16 protein-coding genes and 3 pseudogenes are annotated in these 18,500 nt (G+C 54.8%); 13 read left to right on the top strand and 6 right to left on the bottom strand.

The genetic code is table 11. The features are described 5' to 3' along the window. Positions 1-39: 39 nt before the first annotated feature. Positions 40-1,011, bottom strand: a pseudogene (locus tag ACTBDZ_RS02195) (calcium/sodium antiporter). A gap of 325 nt (positions 1,012-1,336) precedes the next feature. Between ACTBDZ_RS02195 and mlaF the strand changes: the two are divergent. The 7 genes from mlaF (at position 1,337) to murA (ending at position 6,174) form a co-directional block, all read left to right on the top strand. Continuing rightward, the gene (gene mlaF / locus ACTBDZ_RS02190) at positions 1,337-2,149 is read left to right on the top strand and encodes a phospholipid ABC transporter ATP-binding protein MlaF (RefSeq protein ID WP_438814063.1); all 813 of its coding nucleotides are present in this window, start codon (positions 1,337-1,339) and stop codon (positions 2,147-2,149) included. A gap of 7 nt (positions 2,150-2,156) precedes the next feature. Next, positions 2,157-2,939 (top strand): lipid asymmetry maintenance ABC transporter permease subunit MlaE, encoded by a 783-nt coding sequence (mlaE, locus tag ACTBDZ_RS02185; protein ID WP_438814062.1) that lies wholly within the window; start codon positions 2,157-2,159, stop codon positions 2,937-2,939. Between the two features lie 4 nt (positions 2,940-2,943). Beyond that, on the top strand, positions 2,944-3,510 hold the full coding sequence (gene mlaD / locus ACTBDZ_RS02180; RefSeq protein ID WP_438814061.1) for an outer membrane lipid asymmetry maintenance protein MlaD: 567 nt from the start codon (positions 2,944-2,946) through the stop codon (positions 3,508-3,510). A 16-nt stretch (positions 3,511-3,526) separates the two neighbouring features. After that, entirely contained in the window at positions 3,527-4,159 is a 633-nt protein-coding gene (mlaC, locus tag ACTBDZ_RS02175) for a phospholipid-binding protein MlaC (protein ID WP_195314286.1), read from the top strand. Beyond that, positions 4,152-4,445, top strand: a complete 294-nt coding sequence (mlaB, locus tag ACTBDZ_RS02170) for a lipid asymmetry maintenance protein MlaB (protein ID WP_438814060.1) — start codon at positions 4,152-4,154, stop codon at positions 4,443-4,445. Before mlaC ends, mlaB begins: the two co-directional genes overlap by 8 nt. A gap of 142 nt (positions 4,446-4,587) precedes the next feature. Further along, positions 4,588-4,842: a BolA family iron metabolism protein IbaG gene (ibaG, locus tag ACTBDZ_RS02165; protein WP_222159220.1), complete on the top strand. Its 255-nt coding sequence runs from the start codon at positions 4,588-4,590 to the stop codon at positions 4,840-4,842. A 51-nt stretch (positions 4,843-4,893) separates the two neighbouring features. Beyond that, a complete protein-coding gene (murA, locus tag ACTBDZ_RS02160; protein ID WP_438814059.1) occupies positions 4,894-6,174 on the top strand; it encodes a UDP-N-acetylglucosamine 1-carboxyvinyltransferase in 1,281 nt (426 codons plus the stop codon). Positions 6,175-6,204: 30 nt separating this feature from the next. Here murA and degS read toward each other — a convergent pair whose 3' ends face one another. The 3 genes from degS to zapG all read right to left on the bottom strand — a co-directional run bounded on the left by degS (position 6,205) and on the right by zapG (position 9,407). Further along, positions 6,205-7,299, bottom strand: a complete 1,095-nt coding sequence (gene degS, locus ACTBDZ_RS02155; protein ID WP_438814058.1) for an outer membrane-stress sensor serine endopeptidase DegS — start codon at positions 7,297-7,299, stop codon at positions 6,205-6,207. A 102-nt stretch (positions 7,300-7,401) separates the two neighbouring features. After that, positions 7,402-8,772, bottom strand: a complete 1,371-nt coding sequence (gene degQ, locus ACTBDZ_RS02150; RefSeq protein ID WP_438814057.1) for a serine endoprotease DegQ — start codon at positions 8,770-8,772, stop codon at positions 7,402-7,404. A gap of 230 nt (positions 8,773-9,002) precedes the next feature. After that, positions 9,003-9,407: a Z-ring associated protein ZapG gene (gene zapG, locus ACTBDZ_RS02145; protein WP_264625236.1), complete on the bottom strand. Its 405-nt coding sequence runs from the start codon at positions 9,405-9,407 to the stop codon at positions 9,003-9,005. Positions 9,408-9,642: 235 nt separating this feature from the next. Here zapG and zapE point away from each other — a divergent pair, with 235 nt between their 5' ends. The 6 genes from zapE to ACTBDZ_RS02115 all read left to right on the top strand — a co-directional run bounded on the left by zapE (position 9,643) and on the right by ACTBDZ_RS02115 (position 13,892). After that, on the top strand, positions 9,643-10,794 hold the full coding sequence (gene zapE, locus ACTBDZ_RS02140) for a cell division protein ZapE (protein WP_438814056.1): 1,152 nt from the start codon (positions 9,643-9,645) through the stop codon (positions 10,792-10,794). Positions 10,795-11,042: 248 nt separating this feature from the next. Next, positions 11,043-11,471 carry a 50S ribosomal protein L13 gene (rplM, locus tag ACTBDZ_RS02135; protein WP_438814055.1) on the top strand — a complete coding sequence of 143 codons (429 nt, stop codon included), beginning with the start codon at positions 11,043-11,045 and terminating at the stop codon, positions 11,469-11,471. Positions 11,472-11,486: 15 nt separating this feature from the next. Then, on the top strand, positions 11,487-11,879 hold the full coding sequence (rpsI, locus tag ACTBDZ_RS02130) for a 30S ribosomal protein S9 (protein ID WP_438814054.1): 393 nt from the start codon (positions 11,487-11,489) through the stop codon (positions 11,877-11,879). A 354-nt stretch (positions 11,880-12,233) separates the two neighbouring features. Further along, positions 12,234-12,875 carry a stringent starvation protein SspA gene (gene sspA, locus ACTBDZ_RS02125; RefSeq protein ID WP_438814053.1) on the top strand — a complete coding sequence of 214 codons (642 nt, stop codon included), beginning with the start codon at positions 12,234-12,236 and terminating at the stop codon, positions 12,873-12,875. A gap of 6 nt (positions 12,876-12,881) precedes the next feature. After that, positions 12,882-13,379 (top strand): ClpXP protease specificity-enhancing factor, encoded by a 498-nt coding sequence (gene sspB / locus ACTBDZ_RS02120; protein WP_438814052.1) that lies wholly within the window; start codon positions 12,882-12,884, stop codon positions 13,377-13,379. Between the two features lie 96 nt (positions 13,380-13,475). Beyond that, positions 13,476-13,892: a GFA family protein gene (locus ACTBDZ_RS02115; RefSeq protein ID WP_438814051.1), complete on the top strand. Its 417-nt coding sequence runs from the start codon at positions 13,476-13,478 to the stop codon at positions 13,890-13,892. 54 nt (positions 13,893-13,946) lie between these two features. Here the strand turns inward: ACTBDZ_RS02115 and ACTBDZ_RS02110 are convergent. Both ACTBDZ_RS02110 and gltB read right to left on the bottom strand, forming a co-directional pair. Continuing rightward, positions 13,947-15,366: pseudogene (locus tag ACTBDZ_RS02110) on the bottom strand (glutamate synthase small subunit). Positions 15,367-15,375: 9 nt separating this feature from the next. Next, positions 15,376-18,384 (bottom strand): annotated as a pseudogene (gene gltB, locus ACTBDZ_RS02105) (glutamate synthase large subunit); the annotation flags it as partial. Positions 18,385-18,500: the final 116 nt, after the last annotated feature.

Below are 18,500 nucleotides of genomic sequence, written 5' to 3'. Positions count from 1 at the left end.
TGACTATTTGAGTTTTCCAAGAAAACGAGTCGTGCGCCGCTAATACAGCAAAAACAGCGTCGCAAGGTAAGCAATAAACATACACAGTAACAGCGCGCCAGCACCTTGTCCGATAGAGCGCTTTTTGCGCAGACAGAGCAGCGTCAGCAGCAGGCTCGCTCCCAGCATCACGCCGTAATCGCGTTGAAATGCCAGTGGGTTCACCGCGCCGGGTGACAGCAGCGCCGGAACACCAAGCACGATAACCAGATTGAAGACGTTCGACCCAATCAGGTTACCCAGCGCGATATCATCCTCTTTTTTCAGCGTGCCGACGATGGCGGTAGCCAGTTCCGGCAGGCTGGTGCCAATCGCCAGCACCGTCAGCCCTATGGTCAACTCATCAAAGGCGAAATGACGTGCAATCACCGTTGCATTGTCAATCACGATACGCGCCGCCATCGGCAGAATAATCAATCCCAGCAGCAACCAGAGGACGGCAACCGTCTGGTTACCGTCAGCCTGTGCCTACGGCAGTTCCGCCAATTGTTCGCGTGTCAGGCTGTCACTGCCGTTCTGTTGCGCCTGACGCGCCATGCGCAGCATTAGCACGATCCAGGCACCTGCCGCCGCGAGCAGCATGACGCCATCAAGCCGACTGAGATAGCCATTGTAAAGCACACCGCCGCTGAACAGCGTGATCAACAGCATGGGGAGCAGTTCATGCCTCAGCAGATCGGAGCGAAAGGTCAAGGGTCGAATCAGGGCAGCACTGCCGAGGATTAGCATGATATTGGCGATATTCGAACCCAATACGTTACCGACCGCCATGTCCATTTGCTGGTTCAGACCCGCTGTCACCGACACCGCCAACTCTGGCAGTGAAGTGCCGATGCCAACAATCATCACGCCGATAATCAAAGGAGAAACGCCCCACACACGGGCAAGAACGGCGGCGCCATAAACCAAACGGTCAGCACCATAAACCAAGAGAAACAGGCCAATAACCAGCAGAACTATCGCAAAAAGCATGCAGCGTCCTTTATTCGGGTATAATCACCGGCTCATTCGGGTATAATCACCGGCTCATAAGGCAATGAAGCGGTGCGCGGACGAATGTCGAGCAAAAATTGCGTTGCATCGTAGAGGGGTAATTTTGACTGTCTGGGCAGAAAAAGTAAAACCTATGGCAGCCAGAACCCGCCCTTTTCGGTAAGAATTGTCGGTAATATTTTGTAAAACTCGGGCTTTGCCTGAAACCTGCCGTTAAGCTTGATAGGAAATGCAACGGTTGTTGCACGTCATGGACGTATAACAGCGACGATCGTCAAGGGGAGTGAGTGAAGGAAAAGATCGCATGAACCAAGATGCTACTCATCTGGTTGAAATTCGTGGGCTCAATTTTTCGCGTGGCGAGCGGCCCATTTTCACCGATGTTTCGTTAACCGTACCCAAAGGGAAAGTCACCGCTATCATGGGGCCCTCCGGTATCGGTAAAACCACATTGCTGCGCCTGATTGGCGGTCAGCTTCAACCGGACAGCGGCGAGATCTGGTTTGACGGAGAGAATATTCCAACGATCTCCCGTTCCCGATTGTATGACGTGCGTAAGAAGATGAGCATGTTGTTCCAGTCTGGCGCGTTGTTCACCGATCTTACGGTGTTTGAGAACGTGGCCTGGCCACTGCGGGAACACACCCAACTGCCCGAAACGCTGTTACGCAGCACGGTGCTGATGAAACTGGAAGCGGTCGGGTTACGCGGTGCGGCTAATCTGATGCCTTCAGAGCTCTCCGGAGGGATGGCTCGCCGTGCCGCGCTGGCCCGTGCCGTCGCGCTCGATCCGCAAATGATCATGTTCGACGAACCCTTTGTCGGTCAGGATCCGATCACCATGGGCGTGTTGGTTAAGCTTATCGATGAACTGAACCATGCGCTGGGTATCACCTGCGTTGTGGTCTCCCATGACGTGCCGGAAGTGCTGAGCATCGCGGATTATGCCTATATCGTGGCGGATCAGCATATCGTTGCGCACGGCTCGGTGGAGGCGCTGCGTGCGAATACCGATCCTCGGGTACGGCAATTTATTGACGGCATTGCCGATGGTCCCGTGCCGTTTCGCTTTCCTGCTGGTGACTACAAAACCAGCCTGTTAGGCTCCGGGAGTTAATCAATTCATGCTACGAGAAGCATTGGCGTCGTTGGGACGTCAGGGAATCCGGTCCTGTGCTGCCTTTGGTCGTGCCGGGTTCATGTTGTTTAATGCGCTGGTGGGCCGTCCCGAACTGCGCAAGCAAGGCCCGCTGTTGCTCAAGCAACTGCACAGCGTTGGGGTTCAGTCACTGTTGATCATCCTGGTGTCTGGCCTCTTTATCGGTATGGTGTTGGGGCTGCAAGGGTATATCGTGCTGACCACCTACAGCGCCGAGGCCAGTCTGGGCATGATGGTGGCGCTCTCTTTGCTGCGCGAACTGGGGCCGGTGGTCACCGCGCTGTTGTTTGCTGGCCGCGCTGGCTCGGCCCTGACGGCGGAAATAGGCCTGATGAAAGCCACCGAACAGCTCTCCAGTATGGAGATGATGGCGGTAGACCCGCTGCGGCGCGTGGTGGCCCCCCGTTTCTGGGCGGGACTTATCAGCATGCCGATGCTGACGATCATCTTCGTGGCGGTCGGCATCTGGGGTGGCGCGTTGGTTGGGGTGAGCTGGAAGGGCATCGATGATGGCTTCTTTTGGTCAGCGATGCAGGGCGCCGTCGAGTGGCGCAAGGATCTGCTGAACTGTGTGATCAAAAGTGTGGTATTTGCGATTACCGTGACCTGGATTGCGTTGTTCAATGGCTATGATGCGATCCCAACCTCTGAGGGGATCAGCCGGGCGACGACGCGCACGGTAGTGCATTCGTCATTGGCGGTATTGGGATTGGATTTTGTGCTGACAGCACTGATGTTTGGGAACTGAGTCGATGCAAACAAAGCGAAGTGAAATCTGGGTTGGCGTATTCCTGTTGATCGCCCTGGGCGCCATTATTTTTCTCTGTTTGAAAGTCGCCGACGTGAAGTCTATCGGCAGCGAACAGACCTACCGGTTGTACGCCACGTTTGACAATATCGGCGGCCTGAAAGCGCGTTCTCCGATAAAAGTCGGCGGCGTGGTGATTGGTCGCGTTGCTGATATTTCGTTGGATACCAAAACCTATTTGCCGCGCGTTGCCATGGATATCCAACGCCGGTACGACCATATTCCTGACACCAGTTCGCTGGCGATCCGCACCTCCGGGCTGTTGGGCGAACAGTATCTGGCGCTGAATATCGGCTTCGAAGATGAAGAAATGGGCACCAAGATCCTCGCCGATGGCGGTATGATTCAGGACACCAAATCTGCCATGGTGCTGGAAGACTTAATCGGACAATTCCTCTATAAGAGCGGGGGAGATAGCGCCGACAATACGGGAAAAACGGAATCTGTGCCGCAAAACGAACCGGCATTGACGCCAGCGCCATCTGCTCCTGCGCCGGGCGCAGCACAATAATCAAGAGGACATCTGCATGTTAAAACGTTTACTGATGGTGGCACTGCTGGTCGTGGCACCTCTCGCCAGCGCGGCGGATCAAACCAACCCTTATCGTTTGATGAACGATGCGGCGGAGAAGACCTTTACGCGTCTGAAAACGGAACAACCACGCATCAAGCAGGATCCGAACTACTTGCGTCAAATCGTGCAAGAAGAGCTGCTGCCGTATGTGCAGATTCGCTATGCAGGAGCGCTGGTGCTGGGCCGCTACTACAAAGAAGCGACGCCGGCGCAGCGTGATGCCTATTTCAAGGCGTTCGAAGCCTATTTAGCGCAGGCCTACGGTCAGGCGCTGGCGCTGTATCATGGACAGAACTACCAGATTGCGCCGGAACAACCGCTGGGCAGCGCTGATATCATTCCTATCCGTGTGACCATTATCGATAACGGTGGACGCCCACCGGTGCGTTTGGATTTTCAATGGCGTAAAAACAGCCAGACCGGTAACTGGCAGGCTTACGACATGATTGCTGAAGGGGTGAGCATGATCACCACCAAGCAAAACGAATGGGCAGCCATTTTGCGTCAACAGGGTGTTGATGGGTTAACCAAGCAGTTGGAAGCCTCTGCCCGTCAGCCGATTACGCTGGAGCAGAAGAATGGCTGAGGCACTGCGCTGGACGTCGCAAGACTCGACGCTGGCACTGTCCGGTGATTTGGATCGCGATTCCCTGCTGCCGTTTTGGCAGCAGCGCGAGACCTTATTGAAGGGCAAGCAGGCGCTGGATATCGCTGCACTGGAGCGAGTGGATTCCGCCGGGTTGGCGCTGTTGGTGCATCTCTATCAACAGCAGATCCGTTCAACGCCATCCTTCGTGATTTCTGGTGCCGGTGAGCGGGTAAAAACGCTGATTGCGCTGTATAACCTCAACGGTATTATTCCTGTCGTTTGATTTTTTTCTTTACCTTTCCCGCGTATAGATGAAAACAGCCCTCTTAGCTTACGCCAAGAGGGATTTCTTTGTTTAAGAAAACGGCGTATTCATCTAAGATACACGGCTGATAATCCTCCCCCTGAACACAGAATTGAGAGCGATGGAAAATAACGAGATCGAAGAGGTGCTGATGAAGGCACTCGCACTGCAAGAAGTCCACGTAACGGGCGATGGCAGCCACTTTCAGGTCGTCGCCGTGGGGGATATTTTTGCTGGTATGCGTCGTGTCAAACAGCAGCAGACCGTATACGCGCCCTTGATGGAGTACATTGCGGATAACCGCATTCATGCGCTTTCCATCAAGGCCTATACACCGGAAGAATGGCAGCGCGATCGCAAGCTGAACGGCTTTTAAGCGAGAGCAGTGCGCCCTGGAATACTTTTAGCAAGCTGAGAACCTTTAACTATGGACAAATTTCGTGTGCAGGGTCCTACCCGGCTCACTGGTGAAGTCACTATCTCTGGGGCGAAAAATGCCGCCCTGCCCATCCTGTTCGCGGCACTGTTGGCGGAAGCGCCAGTAGAAATCCAAAATGTTCCCAAGCTGCGTGATATCGATACCACGATGAAGCTGCTTAGCCAGTTAGGTGCTCACGTGACGCGCAACGGTTCGGTGCATGTGGATGCCCGCGACGTTAACGTATTTTGCGCTCCTTACGATCTGGTGAAAACCATGCGCGCTTCTATCTGGGCGTTGGGGCCGCTGGTCGCGCGTTTCGGTCAGGGGCAGGTTTCACTGCCTGGCGGCTGCGCGATTGGCGCACGTCCGGTCGATCTGCACATTACCGGATTGGAGCAGTTGGGTGCCAAGATCGTGCTGGAAGAAGGCTATGTCAAAGCCACGGTTGACGGACGTTTACAGGGTGCGCATATCGTCATGGATAAAGTCAGCGTTGGTGCAACCGTCACCATCATGACGGCGGCGACGTTGGCTGAAGGCACCACCATTATCGAAAACGCCGCGCGCGAGCCGGAAATTGTTGATACGGTGGGCTTCCTGAACGCAATGGGTGCCAAAATCACTGGCGCTGGCAGCGACAAGATCGTTATCGAAGGCGTCGAGCGTCTGGGTGGCGGCGTTTACCGCGTGCTGCCGGACCGTATCGAAACCGGTACGTTCCTGGTGGCGGCTGCGGTCTCTCGTGGCAGCATTGTGTGCCGCAACACGCGTCCGGATACGCTGGATGCTGTGCTGGCAAAATTGCGTGATGCAGGCGCGGATATCGAAGTGGGTGAAGACTGGATCAGCTTGGATATGCATGGCAAACGCCCAAAAGCGGTTACCGTGCGTACCTCTCCGCATCCCGGCTTCCCGACCGATATGCAAGCGCAGTTCAGCCTGCTGAATCTGGTGGCAGAAGGCACCGGTGTTATTACCGAAACCATCTTCGAAAACCGCTTTATGCACGTATCGGAACTGATTCGTATGGGCGCGCAGGCAGAGATTGAGAGTAACACCGTGATCTGCCACGGCGTTGATACGCTTTCTGGCGCTCAGGTGATGGCGACCGATCTGCGTGCATCAGCCAGTCTGGTGCTGGCGGGGTGTATCGCGGAAGGTACAACCCTCGTTGATCGTGTCTATCACATCGATCGCGGCTACGAACGCATTGAAGATAAACTGCGTGGGCTGGGTGCGAACATCGAACGTGTGAGGGCAACGACGCGTAATCCCGTTTCAGTATGAGCAGTCGCGGTGCTGCTCATACTGGTAACGTTAGCTCTCAGGAAACTCCTGAATCGTCACCGACAGCGTCATCTCCTGGTCGCCACGGCGAATGGCTATCGGAACGGCGGTACCGGGGCGAATGTCAGCCACCTGATCCATGGTTTCGATAACTGAGACGGCGGGCTTGCCGTTCATGGTTAGCAACACGTCACCTTTTTTCATGCCGCCTTTATCCGCCGGACCACCGGGTTCGACATTCATCACGATCACGCCTTGCAACCGTTTATTGCCGTCCAGCGTGCTATTGGGTGACAACCCTTCCGCCTGCGCGCCGTTAATGCCGATATAGCCGCGAATCACGCGACCATCACGAATCAGTTTTCCCATCACCTTGGTCGCCAGCGCTACCGGAATGGCGAAGCCAATGCCCTCCGGCGTTTCTCCGTCGCTGCCTTTATCAAAGGTCAGTGTATTGATGCCGACCAGTTCACCCAGCGTGTTGACCAACGCACCGCCAGAGTTACCGTGGTTGATGGAGGCGTCGGTTTGCAAGAAATTCTGACGCCCGCCAAAGCCGGAACCAGAACCGTCCATCAAACTCAACCCCACGCGGCCGGTGGCGCTGATAATGCCCTGGGTAACGGTTTGCCCCAGGTTGTATGGGTTACCGATAGCCAGCACCACATCGCCGATGTGTGCCGTGCGTTTTTCGTTGATGTTGATAACCGGCAGGTTGGCGGCTTCCACTTTCACCACCGCCAGATCGGTCAGCTTGTCGGTGCCAATCACGCTGGCCTCATAGACGCGGCCATCCTGTAACGAGATAACCAGCTGCGCGATATTGTTTATCACGTGATTATTGGTCAGCACGTAGCCCTTTTCACTCATGATCACGCCAGATCCGAGCAGGCGAATATTCAGTTCCCCGTTGTTCTCGCTGCTTGATTCTCGGCTATAGACGTTAACCACCGCAGGCGCTGCGCGGCGAATGGCCTGATTGTAGCTAAGCGGCACATCCTCACTCTGGATACTGTGTGAGCGGGAAAACAGTGCGGTATTTGACCGTAGCAACGGCATGATCGCGAGCAGAATTCCCGCCACGATCGCGCCAATAATGGCGGAGCGAAAGAGTTTTGCGAGCATAAAACGTACAGGGAAGTGGATAGGTAAGCGGAGGATAACATGAGTTTACCGGACACGGCATGTACCGTGTCCGATTTTATAGTATTGATACAATATATTGTATTAGCGTAGCAGCAGGTAAATCGTTTCTTCGCCACGCACCACGTTCAGCGCCAGCACGCTGGGTTTGCTTTCCAGAATTTTGCGCAGTTGGGTGATGTTTTCTACCCGTTCACGGTTAACGCCGATAATGATATCGCCTTTCTGCAAGCCCACCTGTGCTGCCGGTGTGTCTTTGGTGACGTCTTCGATTTGTACCCCTTTGCTGCCATCCTTCGCCTGACCATTGGCAAGCGATGCGCCCTGCAAGGCCGGAGACAGGCTCTCGGCGCTGGTGGCGGCAGAGGTGTTATTATCGAGAACCACGGAGAGTTCCAGCGGTTTTCCTTCACGCAGCAGGCCAATTTTCACCGTTTTACCGGGCGCGGTGGTGCCGATTTTGGCACGCAGTTCAGCAAAGCTGTTGATAGGTTTGCCGTCCAGTGATGTCAGCACATCACCGGCCTTGATGCCCGCCTTGGCGGCCGCGGATTTTGGCAATACCTCGCTGACGAAGGCACCACGTTGCGCTTCCACCTTGAAGGCTTTCGCCATGTCGGCGGTCATTTCGCTGCCTTTGATGCCTAACAGGCCGCGTTTCACTTCACCGAACTCGATGAGTTGCTGCGCCAGGTTTTGCGCCATGTTGCTGGGAATGGCAAACCCGATACCGATGTTACCGCCGCCTGGTGCCAGGATCGCGGTGTTGATCCCAATCAGTTCACCGTTGAGGTTAACCAGCGCGCCGCCGGAGTTACCACGGTTAATAGAAGCATCGGTCTGGATAAAGTTTTCTAACCCTTCCAGATTCAGGCCGCTGCGACCCAGCGCGGAGATAATGCCCGAGGTGGCCGTTTGGCCCAGGCCGAACGGGTTACCCACAGCGACGGCGAAATCCCCTACGCGCAGTTGGTCAGAATCCGCCATTTTAACTTCTTGCAGATTCTTGGCATCGTTCAGTTGCAGCAGGGCGATGTCGCTTTGATCATCGCGACTCAGCAGTTTGGCGTCATATTCCCGACCGTCATTCAACTGCACGCGAATTTTATCGGCGTTGTTGATGACATGGTTATTGGTGAGTACATACCCTTTGGCCGCATCGATAATCACGCCGGAACCGAGGCCTTCAAACGGGCGACTGTTCTGCTTGCCTGAGGGGGCATTCGGGCCAAAGAAAAATTTAAACTCTTCCGGTACGCGTTGGCGCTGCGTTTGCGTGCCTTCCACATGCACGCTGACCACCGCAGGCAGCACCTTTTCCAACATCGGTGCCAGACTGGGTAACTGTTGACCTTCCACCACGGCGGGCAGGGCGACTTGTGCGGCAGGAAGCGATGACAATGACAGGCTCATGCTTACTGCCAGTGCGATGAATAATAATGATTTTTTCTTCATTTGACGTTATCTCTCACAACCTGCGAACCATCGACAGAATGTCGATTATGAATAAAATGATGATATATAAACTTAAACGGCTGGTGAAGAGTCGACCAGCGAATAACGTGTAAAGTTCACTGTTCTTTCGTCAAGGGAATGTAACTATCGTCAAATTGTGCAGGGAAGGGATAGTGGGGATGTAGGCTGCGTGAAGGATCTTGTCCTTCACGCAGTAGGGCGCAAAATGATTATTTGCGCAGCGGGCGCTCACCGCGCAGCAGTCCGGACGCGCCGTCTGAATAATCGCGCGGCGGCATGCCCACCGGGGCCTGATCGTTGTCTGCTTCCGCCTCGGTTAAGCGGTAGCGAAACGGGTTATCCTGCATCGGCAAATCTGGCAGCAGGTTGCTAGAGCTTTTTGCCATATGCTGGTACAACTGACGGTAATCTTTTGCCATGTTGTCCAACAACTCGGCGCTGTGGGCAAAATGGCCCACCAACTCCTGACGGTAGGTCTCCAGTTCGGTTTTGCTCTTTTCCAACTCGCTTTGCAGCGCTTGTTGTTGCCGCAGTTTAGAGTTGCCAAAGCGCATGGCGACAGCACCGATGATGATGCCGACAACTAATCCTATTAGCGCATACTCCCAAGTCATAAAGACACCTCTTTCGACGTCGTTGTCCCGTAGGGTTTTTTCACTTCATAATAGCCACTATAACCGCTAACGCCGCCCGAGTGGAGTCCCGAAACGCGACGCTGTAAGGTAATTGGGATCTATTTCAGGTGATATCATGGAAAAATGCGACGATCGCGGAGCGAATCGCCGTTAACGGGCGATAAAACACGACTAACTTTTTTTCGGAAAATGACGGATGAAGGGAGAACCCGAGATGATACAACCGACAACGCTGCCGCTTGCTGGGCCACTGGCGCACTATCAGCAGGCAGTAGCGGCGGGCGAGTATCAGCCTGATGAGGTACAACTGCAAACGGTAACCGCGCTGCATGGTATTTATAAGGCCTTGCAAGCGCGCGAAGCATCGCAGACGACTCCCGCATCCGATGGCCGTTTTACCCGCTGGCGGCACTGGCTGGGGCTGGCGGATAAACCGCCGGTGGCCCCGGTGCAGGGGCTTTATATGTGGGGCGAGGTTGGGCGCGGCAAAACCTGGCTGATGGATCTGTTTTTCCAGAGTCTACCCACAGAGCGTAAGCTGCGGCTGCATTTCCATCGCTTTATGCTGCGCGTGCACGAAGAACTGAACCAGCTACAGGGGCAACCGAATCCGCTGGAGCATGTGGCCGATGGGTTCAAGGCGCAGGCTGATGTACTCTGTTTTGATGAGTTTTTCGTTACGGATATCACCGATGCCATGCTGCTGGCGGAACTGTTACGTGCGTTGTTCGCCCGTGGCGTCACATTGGTGGCCACATCCAACATTCCTCCGGATAACCTCTATCGCAACGGTCTGCAACGCAGTCGTTTTTTGCCAGCTATCGACCTCATCAAGCAGTACTGCGAGGTGCGCAATGTGGATGCCGGTATCGATTATCGCCTGCGCACGCTAACGCAGGCGCATCTCTATCTGACGCCGCTGTCGCCGGAAACCGATGCTGAGATGCGTCAGATGTTCTCGCGCTTGTCTGGCCGGGCATTCTCTGCGCCGGGGCCAGTGCTGGAGATCAACCATCGACCGATGCCGACGCTCAGTGCGGGCGATGGGGTACTGGCCATCGATTTTGCCACGCTGTGTCTCGATGCGCGCAGCCAGAATGACTATATTGCGCTATCGCGCCTCTACCACACGGTACTGCTGCACAATGTGACGGTGATGGGGAGCAAAGAGGAGAATGCGGCGCGCCGCTTTCTGGCGTTGGTGGATGAGTTTTATGAGCAGCGGGTCAAACTGGTGATCGCGGCACAAACCTCGATGTTCGCGCTGTATCAAGGCGAGCACCTGAAATTCGAATACCAGCGCTGCCTGTCGCGGTTGCAAGAGATGCAAAGTGAAGAATATTTGAGCCAACCGCACCTTGCCTGAGAGGACAACGGGGAATTTATCGCGCTTTGGTGGAAAAGAGGTCGATCTTTGCTATCGACTTCTCTATAATCTTGCGACCCCACGTTACAACAACGTTTTTTTCCTGAAACGTTAATCGCGCCGGCATGGCTATTCGAAGGGGTAGGTTTGCTGGACTAGATGCCGTGTGAACCTCGACACTTTATTTCTGAATTTATTGAAGCGTTTGGGTGTTCACCAACGTGTAACTTAAATTGGGTAAGCTTTTAATGAAAACTTTTACAGCTAAACCAGAAACCGTCAAACGCGACTGGTATGTTGTTGACGCGACCGGTAAAACTCTGGGCCGCCTGGCTACTGAACTGGCTCGCCGTCTGCGCGGTAAGCATAAAGAGGAATACACCCCGCACGTTGATACCGGTGATTACATCATCGTTCTGAACGCTGACAAAGTTGCTGTAACCGGCAACAAGCGTAACGACAAGATTTACTATCACCACACCGGCCACATCGGTGGTATCAAGCAAGCGACCTTTGAAGAGATGATTGCCCGCCGTCCTGAGCGTGTGATTGAAATCGCGGTTAAAGGCATGCTGCCGAAGGGCCCGCTGGGTCGTGCTATGTACCGTAAACTGAAAGTTTACGCAGGTAACGAGCACAACCACGCGGCACAGCAACCGCAAGTTCTGGACATTTAATCGGGATTATAGGCAATGGCTGACAATCAATACTACGGCACTGGTCGCCGCAAAAGCTCCGCCGCTCGCGTGTTCATCAAACCGGGCAACGGCAATATCGTTATCAACCAGCGCAGCCTGGAACAGTACTTCGGTCGCGAAACTGCCCGCATGGTAGCTCGTCAACCGCTGGAACTGGTCGACATGGTTGGCAAACTGGATCTGTACATCACCGTTAAAGGTGGTGGTATTTCCGGTCAAGCGGGTGCCATTCGTCATGGTATCACCCGTGCGCTGATGGAGTACGATGAGTCTCTGCGTTCTGAACTGCGTAAAGCGGGCTTCGTTACCCGTGACGCACGTGAAGTTGAACGTAAGAAAGTCGGTCTGCGTAAAGCACGTCGCCGTCCTCAGTACTCCAAACGTTAATTTCTGGCGTTTATCGCTGCAAATCAACGCAAAAAACCCGGTGCTTGCATCGGGTTTTTTTGTCTTGCATTCGTCTCATCGGGTTAATTCTGCCCGCATTTCATCTCTCCAGATAAAAAAATAATCCTACTTTTCTGATGGTTAGTAATGAAATTGCGCTTCTTTCACCACAGAACGCACAAAATCTGGTAAACTATTCGCCGATTTTGTGCCTGTATGCCAGCCGGCAATTTTCCCGAATGTTGATGCCGCCAGACGTTTTTCTTGTGGACAATCACGTACAGTGATTCCGGGCTATGCAGGATAGCGCCGTTTAGTTATTAGTCGTATTTCTCGATAAACTTGGAGGTTTTCATGGCTGTCGCTGCCAACAAACGTTCGGTGATGACGCTGTTTTCTGGTCAGTCCGACATTTTTAGCCATCAGGTTCGCATTGTCTTGGCGGAAAAGGGCGTGAATGTCGAGATTGAGCTGGTGGATATGGATAACCTGCCACAGGATCTTATTGACCTCAATCCCTATGGCTCCTTGCCGACGTTGGTCGATCGTGAACTGACGCTGTATGAATCTCGTATCATCATGGAGTACCTGGATGAGCGTTTCCCTCATCCTCCGCTGATGCCGGTTTACCCGGTGGCGCGCGGTACCAGCCGCCTGATGATGCACCGCATTGAATCCGATTGGTATTCTCTCTTGAAAAAAATCATGCAGGGGAATGCACAAGAAGCGGATGCGGCGCGTAAACAACTGCGTGAAGAGTTGCTGGCCGTTGCACCTGTGTTCAATGAAGCGCCTTATTTCATGAGCGAAGAGTTCAGCTTGGTCGATTGCTATCTGGCACCGCTGCTGTGGCGTTTGCAGCTGCTGGGCATCGAATTGACGGGCGCAGGGGCGAAAGAGCTGAAAGGTTATATGACGCGCGTCTTCGAGCGTGATGCTTTCCTGGCATCCTTGACCGAAGCCGAGCGTGAAATCCGTTTGCATACCCGAGGTTAAACCTGTATGGCATTGTCTCAACTGTCCCCGCGCCGTCCGTATCTGTTGCGGGCTTTTTATGATTGGCTGCTGGATAATCAATTAACGCCGCATTTGGTGGTTGATGTATCGCTGCCGGGCGTAATGGTGCCAATGGAATTCGCCCGTGATGGGCAGATAGTACTGAATATCGCACAGCGTGCGGTAGGTGGCCTGGAGCTGGCTGATGACAGCGTGCGTTTTAACGCCCGCTTTGGTGGTGTACCGCGTCAGGTTTATGTTCCCATGGCCGCTGTGCTGGCTATTTACGCCCGTGAAAACGGCGCTGGCACCATGTTTGAGCCTGAGCCCGCCTATGAGCTGGATAACCTCACGGATGCGCAGGGTGAGGCATTGACGCCGGGTGTAGTGATGTCGGTTGTGGATAACGAACAACAAGACAACGTGACGGAGACTAACCCGCCTGATGATGATCCACCACCGGCGCCGCGCGGTGGGCGACCATCGTTACGCGTGGTGAAATAACCACATTCACAGAAAAGGGACAACCGTCGGTATGCCCTTTTTTTATGGCAACAGCGTTGATAAAAAATCGATAACCGTTTGCGGCAGGAGGGCGTGATGAAAATGACCAAAGGCCAGTGCTTATGCGGCGCAGTCACCGTCGAAGTACCGGAAGCGTGTGTGCATGACGTCAGCGTGTGTCATTGCAACATGTGCCGCCAGTGGGGCGGCGGACCGCTGTTTGCGGTTGAGTGCAAACACGATGTGACACTGCGCGGTGAAGAGAACATCACCCATTACCGCTCGTCAGAATGGGCCGAGCGTACGTTCTGTCGAATCTGCGGCACCCATCTCTATTACCTGCTGCTGGAAACGCAAACCTATGAACTGTCTGCGGGGATATTCCCAGACGATCGCAAACGGTTGGTGAGTCAGATTTATATTGAAAGCAAACCGGATTTTTATGATTTTGCCCAGCAAACGCCGATGCTGACAGAGCAGGACATCCTCGATCAGTTCAATAGCAATAGCTAAACTTGCACACAAGAAAAAGGCGGCTTGCGCCGCTTTGATGGACAGCGTTGCCGATTACACTTCCAGATAGTTCATGATGCCATCCGCGGCCTTGCGGCCTTCGGCAATGGCGGTCACCACCAGATCGGAACCGCGTACCGCATCGCCACCGGCGAAGATTTTCGGGTTGTTGGTCTGGAACGCGCTCTCGCTCTGTTCAGGGGCCACGATGCGCCCTTGGCTGTCCAGATCCACGCCGTGTTTCGCCAACCAGTCCATCTTGTGCGGACGGAAACCAAACGCCATGATCACGGCGTCTGCTTCCAGCACATGCTCTGAGCCTTCGACGATTTCAGGACGACGGCGGCCATTGGCATCTGGCGCACCCAGTTCAGTACGCGCCATTCTTACGCCGCAGGCTTTACCAGCACCGTTTATTTCGATGCTGAGCGGTTGCAGATTGAACAGGAATTCCACGCCCTCTTCGCGCGCGTTTTTCACTTCGCGCTTGGAGCCGGGCATGTTGACTTCATCACGGCGGTAGGCACAAAGTTACATGTGTTGCACCGTGGCGCACCGAGGTTCGCACGCAGTCCATCGCGGTATCACCGCCACCCAGTACCACCACGCGCTTGCCGCTCATGTCGGTATAGGGTTCATCCGGCGTAGTTTCAAAGCCCATCAGTTGCTTGGTGTTGGCAATCAGGAACGGCAGAGCGTCGTACACGCCCGGCGCATCCTCGTTTTCCAATCCGCCACGCATGGACTGATAGGTGCCGACACCCAGGAATACCGCGTCGTAATCGGCGAGCAAGGTCTCCAGCGCAATGTCTTTGCCAATCTCGGTGTTGAGCTGGAACTCAATACCCATCTCACTGAAGATTTCACGGCGCTTGATCATCACCTCTTTCTCCAGCTTGAAGGCTGGGATTCCGAAGGTCAGCAAACCGCCAATTTCAGGATGACGATCGAACACTACCGCCTGCACGCCGTTACGTGCCAGCACGTCGGCACACGCTAACCCTGCCGGGCCCGCGCCCACAATGGCCACCCGCTTTCCGGTGGGTTTCACGTGAGACAGATTCGGCTTCCAGCCCATTTCGATCGCTTTGTCATTGATATAGCGTTCGATATTGCCAATGGTGACCGCGCCAAATTCCGCATTGAGCGTACAGGATCCTTCACACAGTCTGTCTTGCGGGCAAACGCGTCCGCACACTTCCGGCAGGCTGTTGGTCTGGTGTGACAGCTCAGCCGCTTCGATAATGCGCCCTTCGTTTGCCAGTTTCAGCCAGTTGGGAATGTAGTTGTGTACCGGGCACTTCCATTCGCAATAGGGGTTACCGCAGGCGAGGCAGCGGTCTGCCTGCGCCTTGGACTGGCTTTCGGAAAAGGGTTCGTAGATTTCCACGAACTCGATTTTGCGAATCTTTAACGGCTTCTTCGGCGGATCAACACGCTGTAAGTCGATAAATTGATAAACGTTCTGACTCATAATGCCCTCTTACTGCGCCTGAACCCGCAATTCGGCTGCGGAACGACTACGATGCCCTAATAATGCCTTCACATCACTCGACTTGGGTTTCACCAGCGCGAAACGCGACGCCCAGACCGGCCAGTTGGCGAGGATCTCTTCGCCGCGCTGCGAACCGGTGTGCTGCACGTGCTCGGTGATCAGACCGCGCAAGTGCTCTTCGTGAATCGCCAGGTCATCGACCGACAGCACTTCCACCAATTCTGGGTTGACGCGCTTACGGAACTCGCCGTCTTCATCCAGTACGTAGGCGAAACCACCGGTCATGCCTGCGCCAAAGTTAACGCCGGTGCGGCCCAATACGCAGACGATACCGCCCGTCATGTATTCACAGCCGTTGTCGCCGATGCCTTCCACCACGGTGATGGCACCGGAGTTACGCACGCCGAAACGTTCGCCCGCACGACCTGCGGCAAACAGCTTGCCGCCAGTGGCACCGTACAAACAGGTGTTGCCGATAATGCTCGCTTCATGACTGCGGAACGCGGAGCCAACCGGTGGACGCACGGAGATGCAGCCACCAGCCATGCCTTTGCCCACATAGTCGTTGGCGTCGCCAGTCAACGTCAGTTCAACGCCGCCTGCGTTCCATACGCCGAAGCTTTGTCCGGCAGTGCCAGAGAAGTTGGCTTTGATCGGGTCGCTTGCCAGACTTTGATCGCCGTGCTGAGCGGCAATAGCACCGGACAGCGTTGCGCCGACGGAACGGTCAGTGTTGCGGATATCAAAGTAGAGCGCTTTGCTCTGTTTCGCTGCGATGTGCGGTTGTGCCTGAGACAGCAGCGCCTTGTTCAACAGCCCATCATCAAACGGCGGGTTGCTCTCGGTGCAGTACAGCGCTTTGCCCGGTTGCGGCTGCGCGGTTTGCAGCAGCGCAGAGAGATCCAGCTTGTTCTGTTTGGCAGTGAAGCCATCCAGTTCCACCAGCAGATCGGTACGGCCAATCAAATCAACCAGTTGACTAACACCCAGCTCTGCCATCAGCAGGCGGGTTTCCTGCGCAATAAAGTTGAAGTAATTGATCACACGCTCAGGCAGACCGTGGTAGTGATCGCGGCGCAGCTTGTCATCCTGCGTGGCGACGCCGGTAGCACAGTTGTTCAGGTGGCAAATACGCAGGTATTTACAGCCGAGTGCTACCATCGGGCCGGTGCCGAAGCCGAAGCTTTCTGCACCCAGAATCGCCGCTTTGATGATATCAACGCCGGTTTTCAAACCGCCGTCCACTTGCAGACGGATTTTGTGTCGTAACCCGTTAGCCACCAGCGCCTGCTGGGTTTCCACCAGCCCCAGTTCCCACGGGCAGCCAGCATATTTCACTGAGCTGAGCGGGCTGGCGCCGGTGCCGCCGTCATAACCGGCGATGGTGATCAGGTCGGCGTATGCTTTGGCTACGCCGGTCGCAATGGTGCCCACGCCCGGTTCAGAAACCAGCTTGACCGAACTCATCGCTTTCGGATTGACCTGCTTCAGGTCGAAAATCAACTGAGCCAAGTCTTCGATAGAGTAAATATCGTGGTGCGGCGGCGGTGAAATCAACGTTACGCCCGGCACGGAATAACGCAGTCTGGCGATGTACGGCGTCACTTTATCGCCCGGTAACTGACCTCCTTCTCCCGGTTTGGCACCCTGTGCCACTTTAATCTGAATCACGTCAGCGTTGACCAGATAAGCGGGGGTTACACCGAAGCGACCAGAGGCCACCTGCTTGATGCGTGACACTTTATTGGTGCCGTAACGCGCCGGATCTTCACCACCCTCACCGGAGTTGGAGTTACCGCCAATGGTGTTCATGGCTTCCGCCAGAGACTCATGGGCTTCGGGGCTCAGCGCACCGATAGACATGGCGGCGGTGTCAAAGCGCTTAAACAGCTCGCTGGCCGGTTCTACGTCGTCAACCGGAATGGCTACGCCTTCCTGCGGTTTGATGGCCAGCAGGTCACGCAGCGTCGCCACCGGGCGTTCGTTGACGTGTTTGGCATATTCCAGGTAGTCGCTGTACTCGCCGCTTTTCACAGCTTGTTGCAGGCTGTTAACCACATCGGGGTTATAGGCGTGGTATTCGCCGTCGTAAACGAATTTCAGCAGGCCACCCTGTTCCAGCGTCTTGCGCTTCAACCAGGCGCGTTTTGCCAGATTTTGCAGGTCTTGCTCGAAATCGCCGAAGTTGGCACCACCAATACGGCTCACTACCCCGTGGAAGCAGAGCGCTGATAGCTCTTTGTGCAGGCCCACGGCTTCGAACAGCTTGGAGCAACGGTACGAGGCGATAGTAGAGATGCCCATTTTGGACATGATCTTGTACAGGCCTTTGTTGATGCCGTTGCGGTAGTTGAGCATTACCGTGCGGTAAGGCTTCTCGATGGTGTGGTTATCCACCAGCCGCGCCAGTGATTCATACGCCAGATACGGATAGATAGCCGTAGCGCCGAAGCCCAGCAGCACGGCGAAGTGATGCGGATCGCGGGCGCTGGCAGTTTCAACAATCAGGTTGGCATCGCAGCGCAGGCTCTTTTCCACCAGACGGTGCTGAATGGCACCCACCGCCATTGGCGCCGGAACCGGTAAACGGTGTTCGCTGATGGCACGGTCGGAAAGCACCAGCAACACGGCACCTTCACGCACTTTGCGCTCGGCTTCTTCACACAGCGCCTCAACGGTTTGCTGCAATGACTTCTCGCGCGGATCAAAGGTCAGATCCAACGTTTCAGCGCGGTAGTGCTGCTGGTCTTGGGTGAGCAACTGAGTAAAGTCGGAGTACAACAGGATTGGCGATTTGAAACTCAAACGGTGCGCCTGACCTTCGGCTTCACAGAATACGTTCATTTCGCGGCCAATACAGGTCGCCAGCGACATCACGTGCGCTTCACGCAGCGGGTCGATAGGCGGGTTGGTCACCTGCGCAAACTGCTGACGGAAGTAGTCGTAAATGATGCGCGGACGGCTGGAGAGCACGGCAAACGGAGTGTCATCTGTATTAGTCGCGACTTGATCTGACACTGGACCTTGCAAGGTTGAGAGTTACCGGTTTTGATATGGGTGTCCAATCCTTATACAAAACACGAGGTAACTCTCATGATTCATACTAACAATCC

Origin of the sequence: Symbiopectobacterium sp. (assembly GCF_051710365.1) — a bacterium.
Classification (GTDB): domain Bacteria; phylum Pseudomonadota; class Gammaproteobacteria; order Enterobacterales; family Enterobacteriaceae; genus Symbiopectobacterium.
The sequence above is the reverse complement of the archived record's forward strand: the minus strand, read 5'-3'. Positions and strand labels throughout refer to the sequence as shown.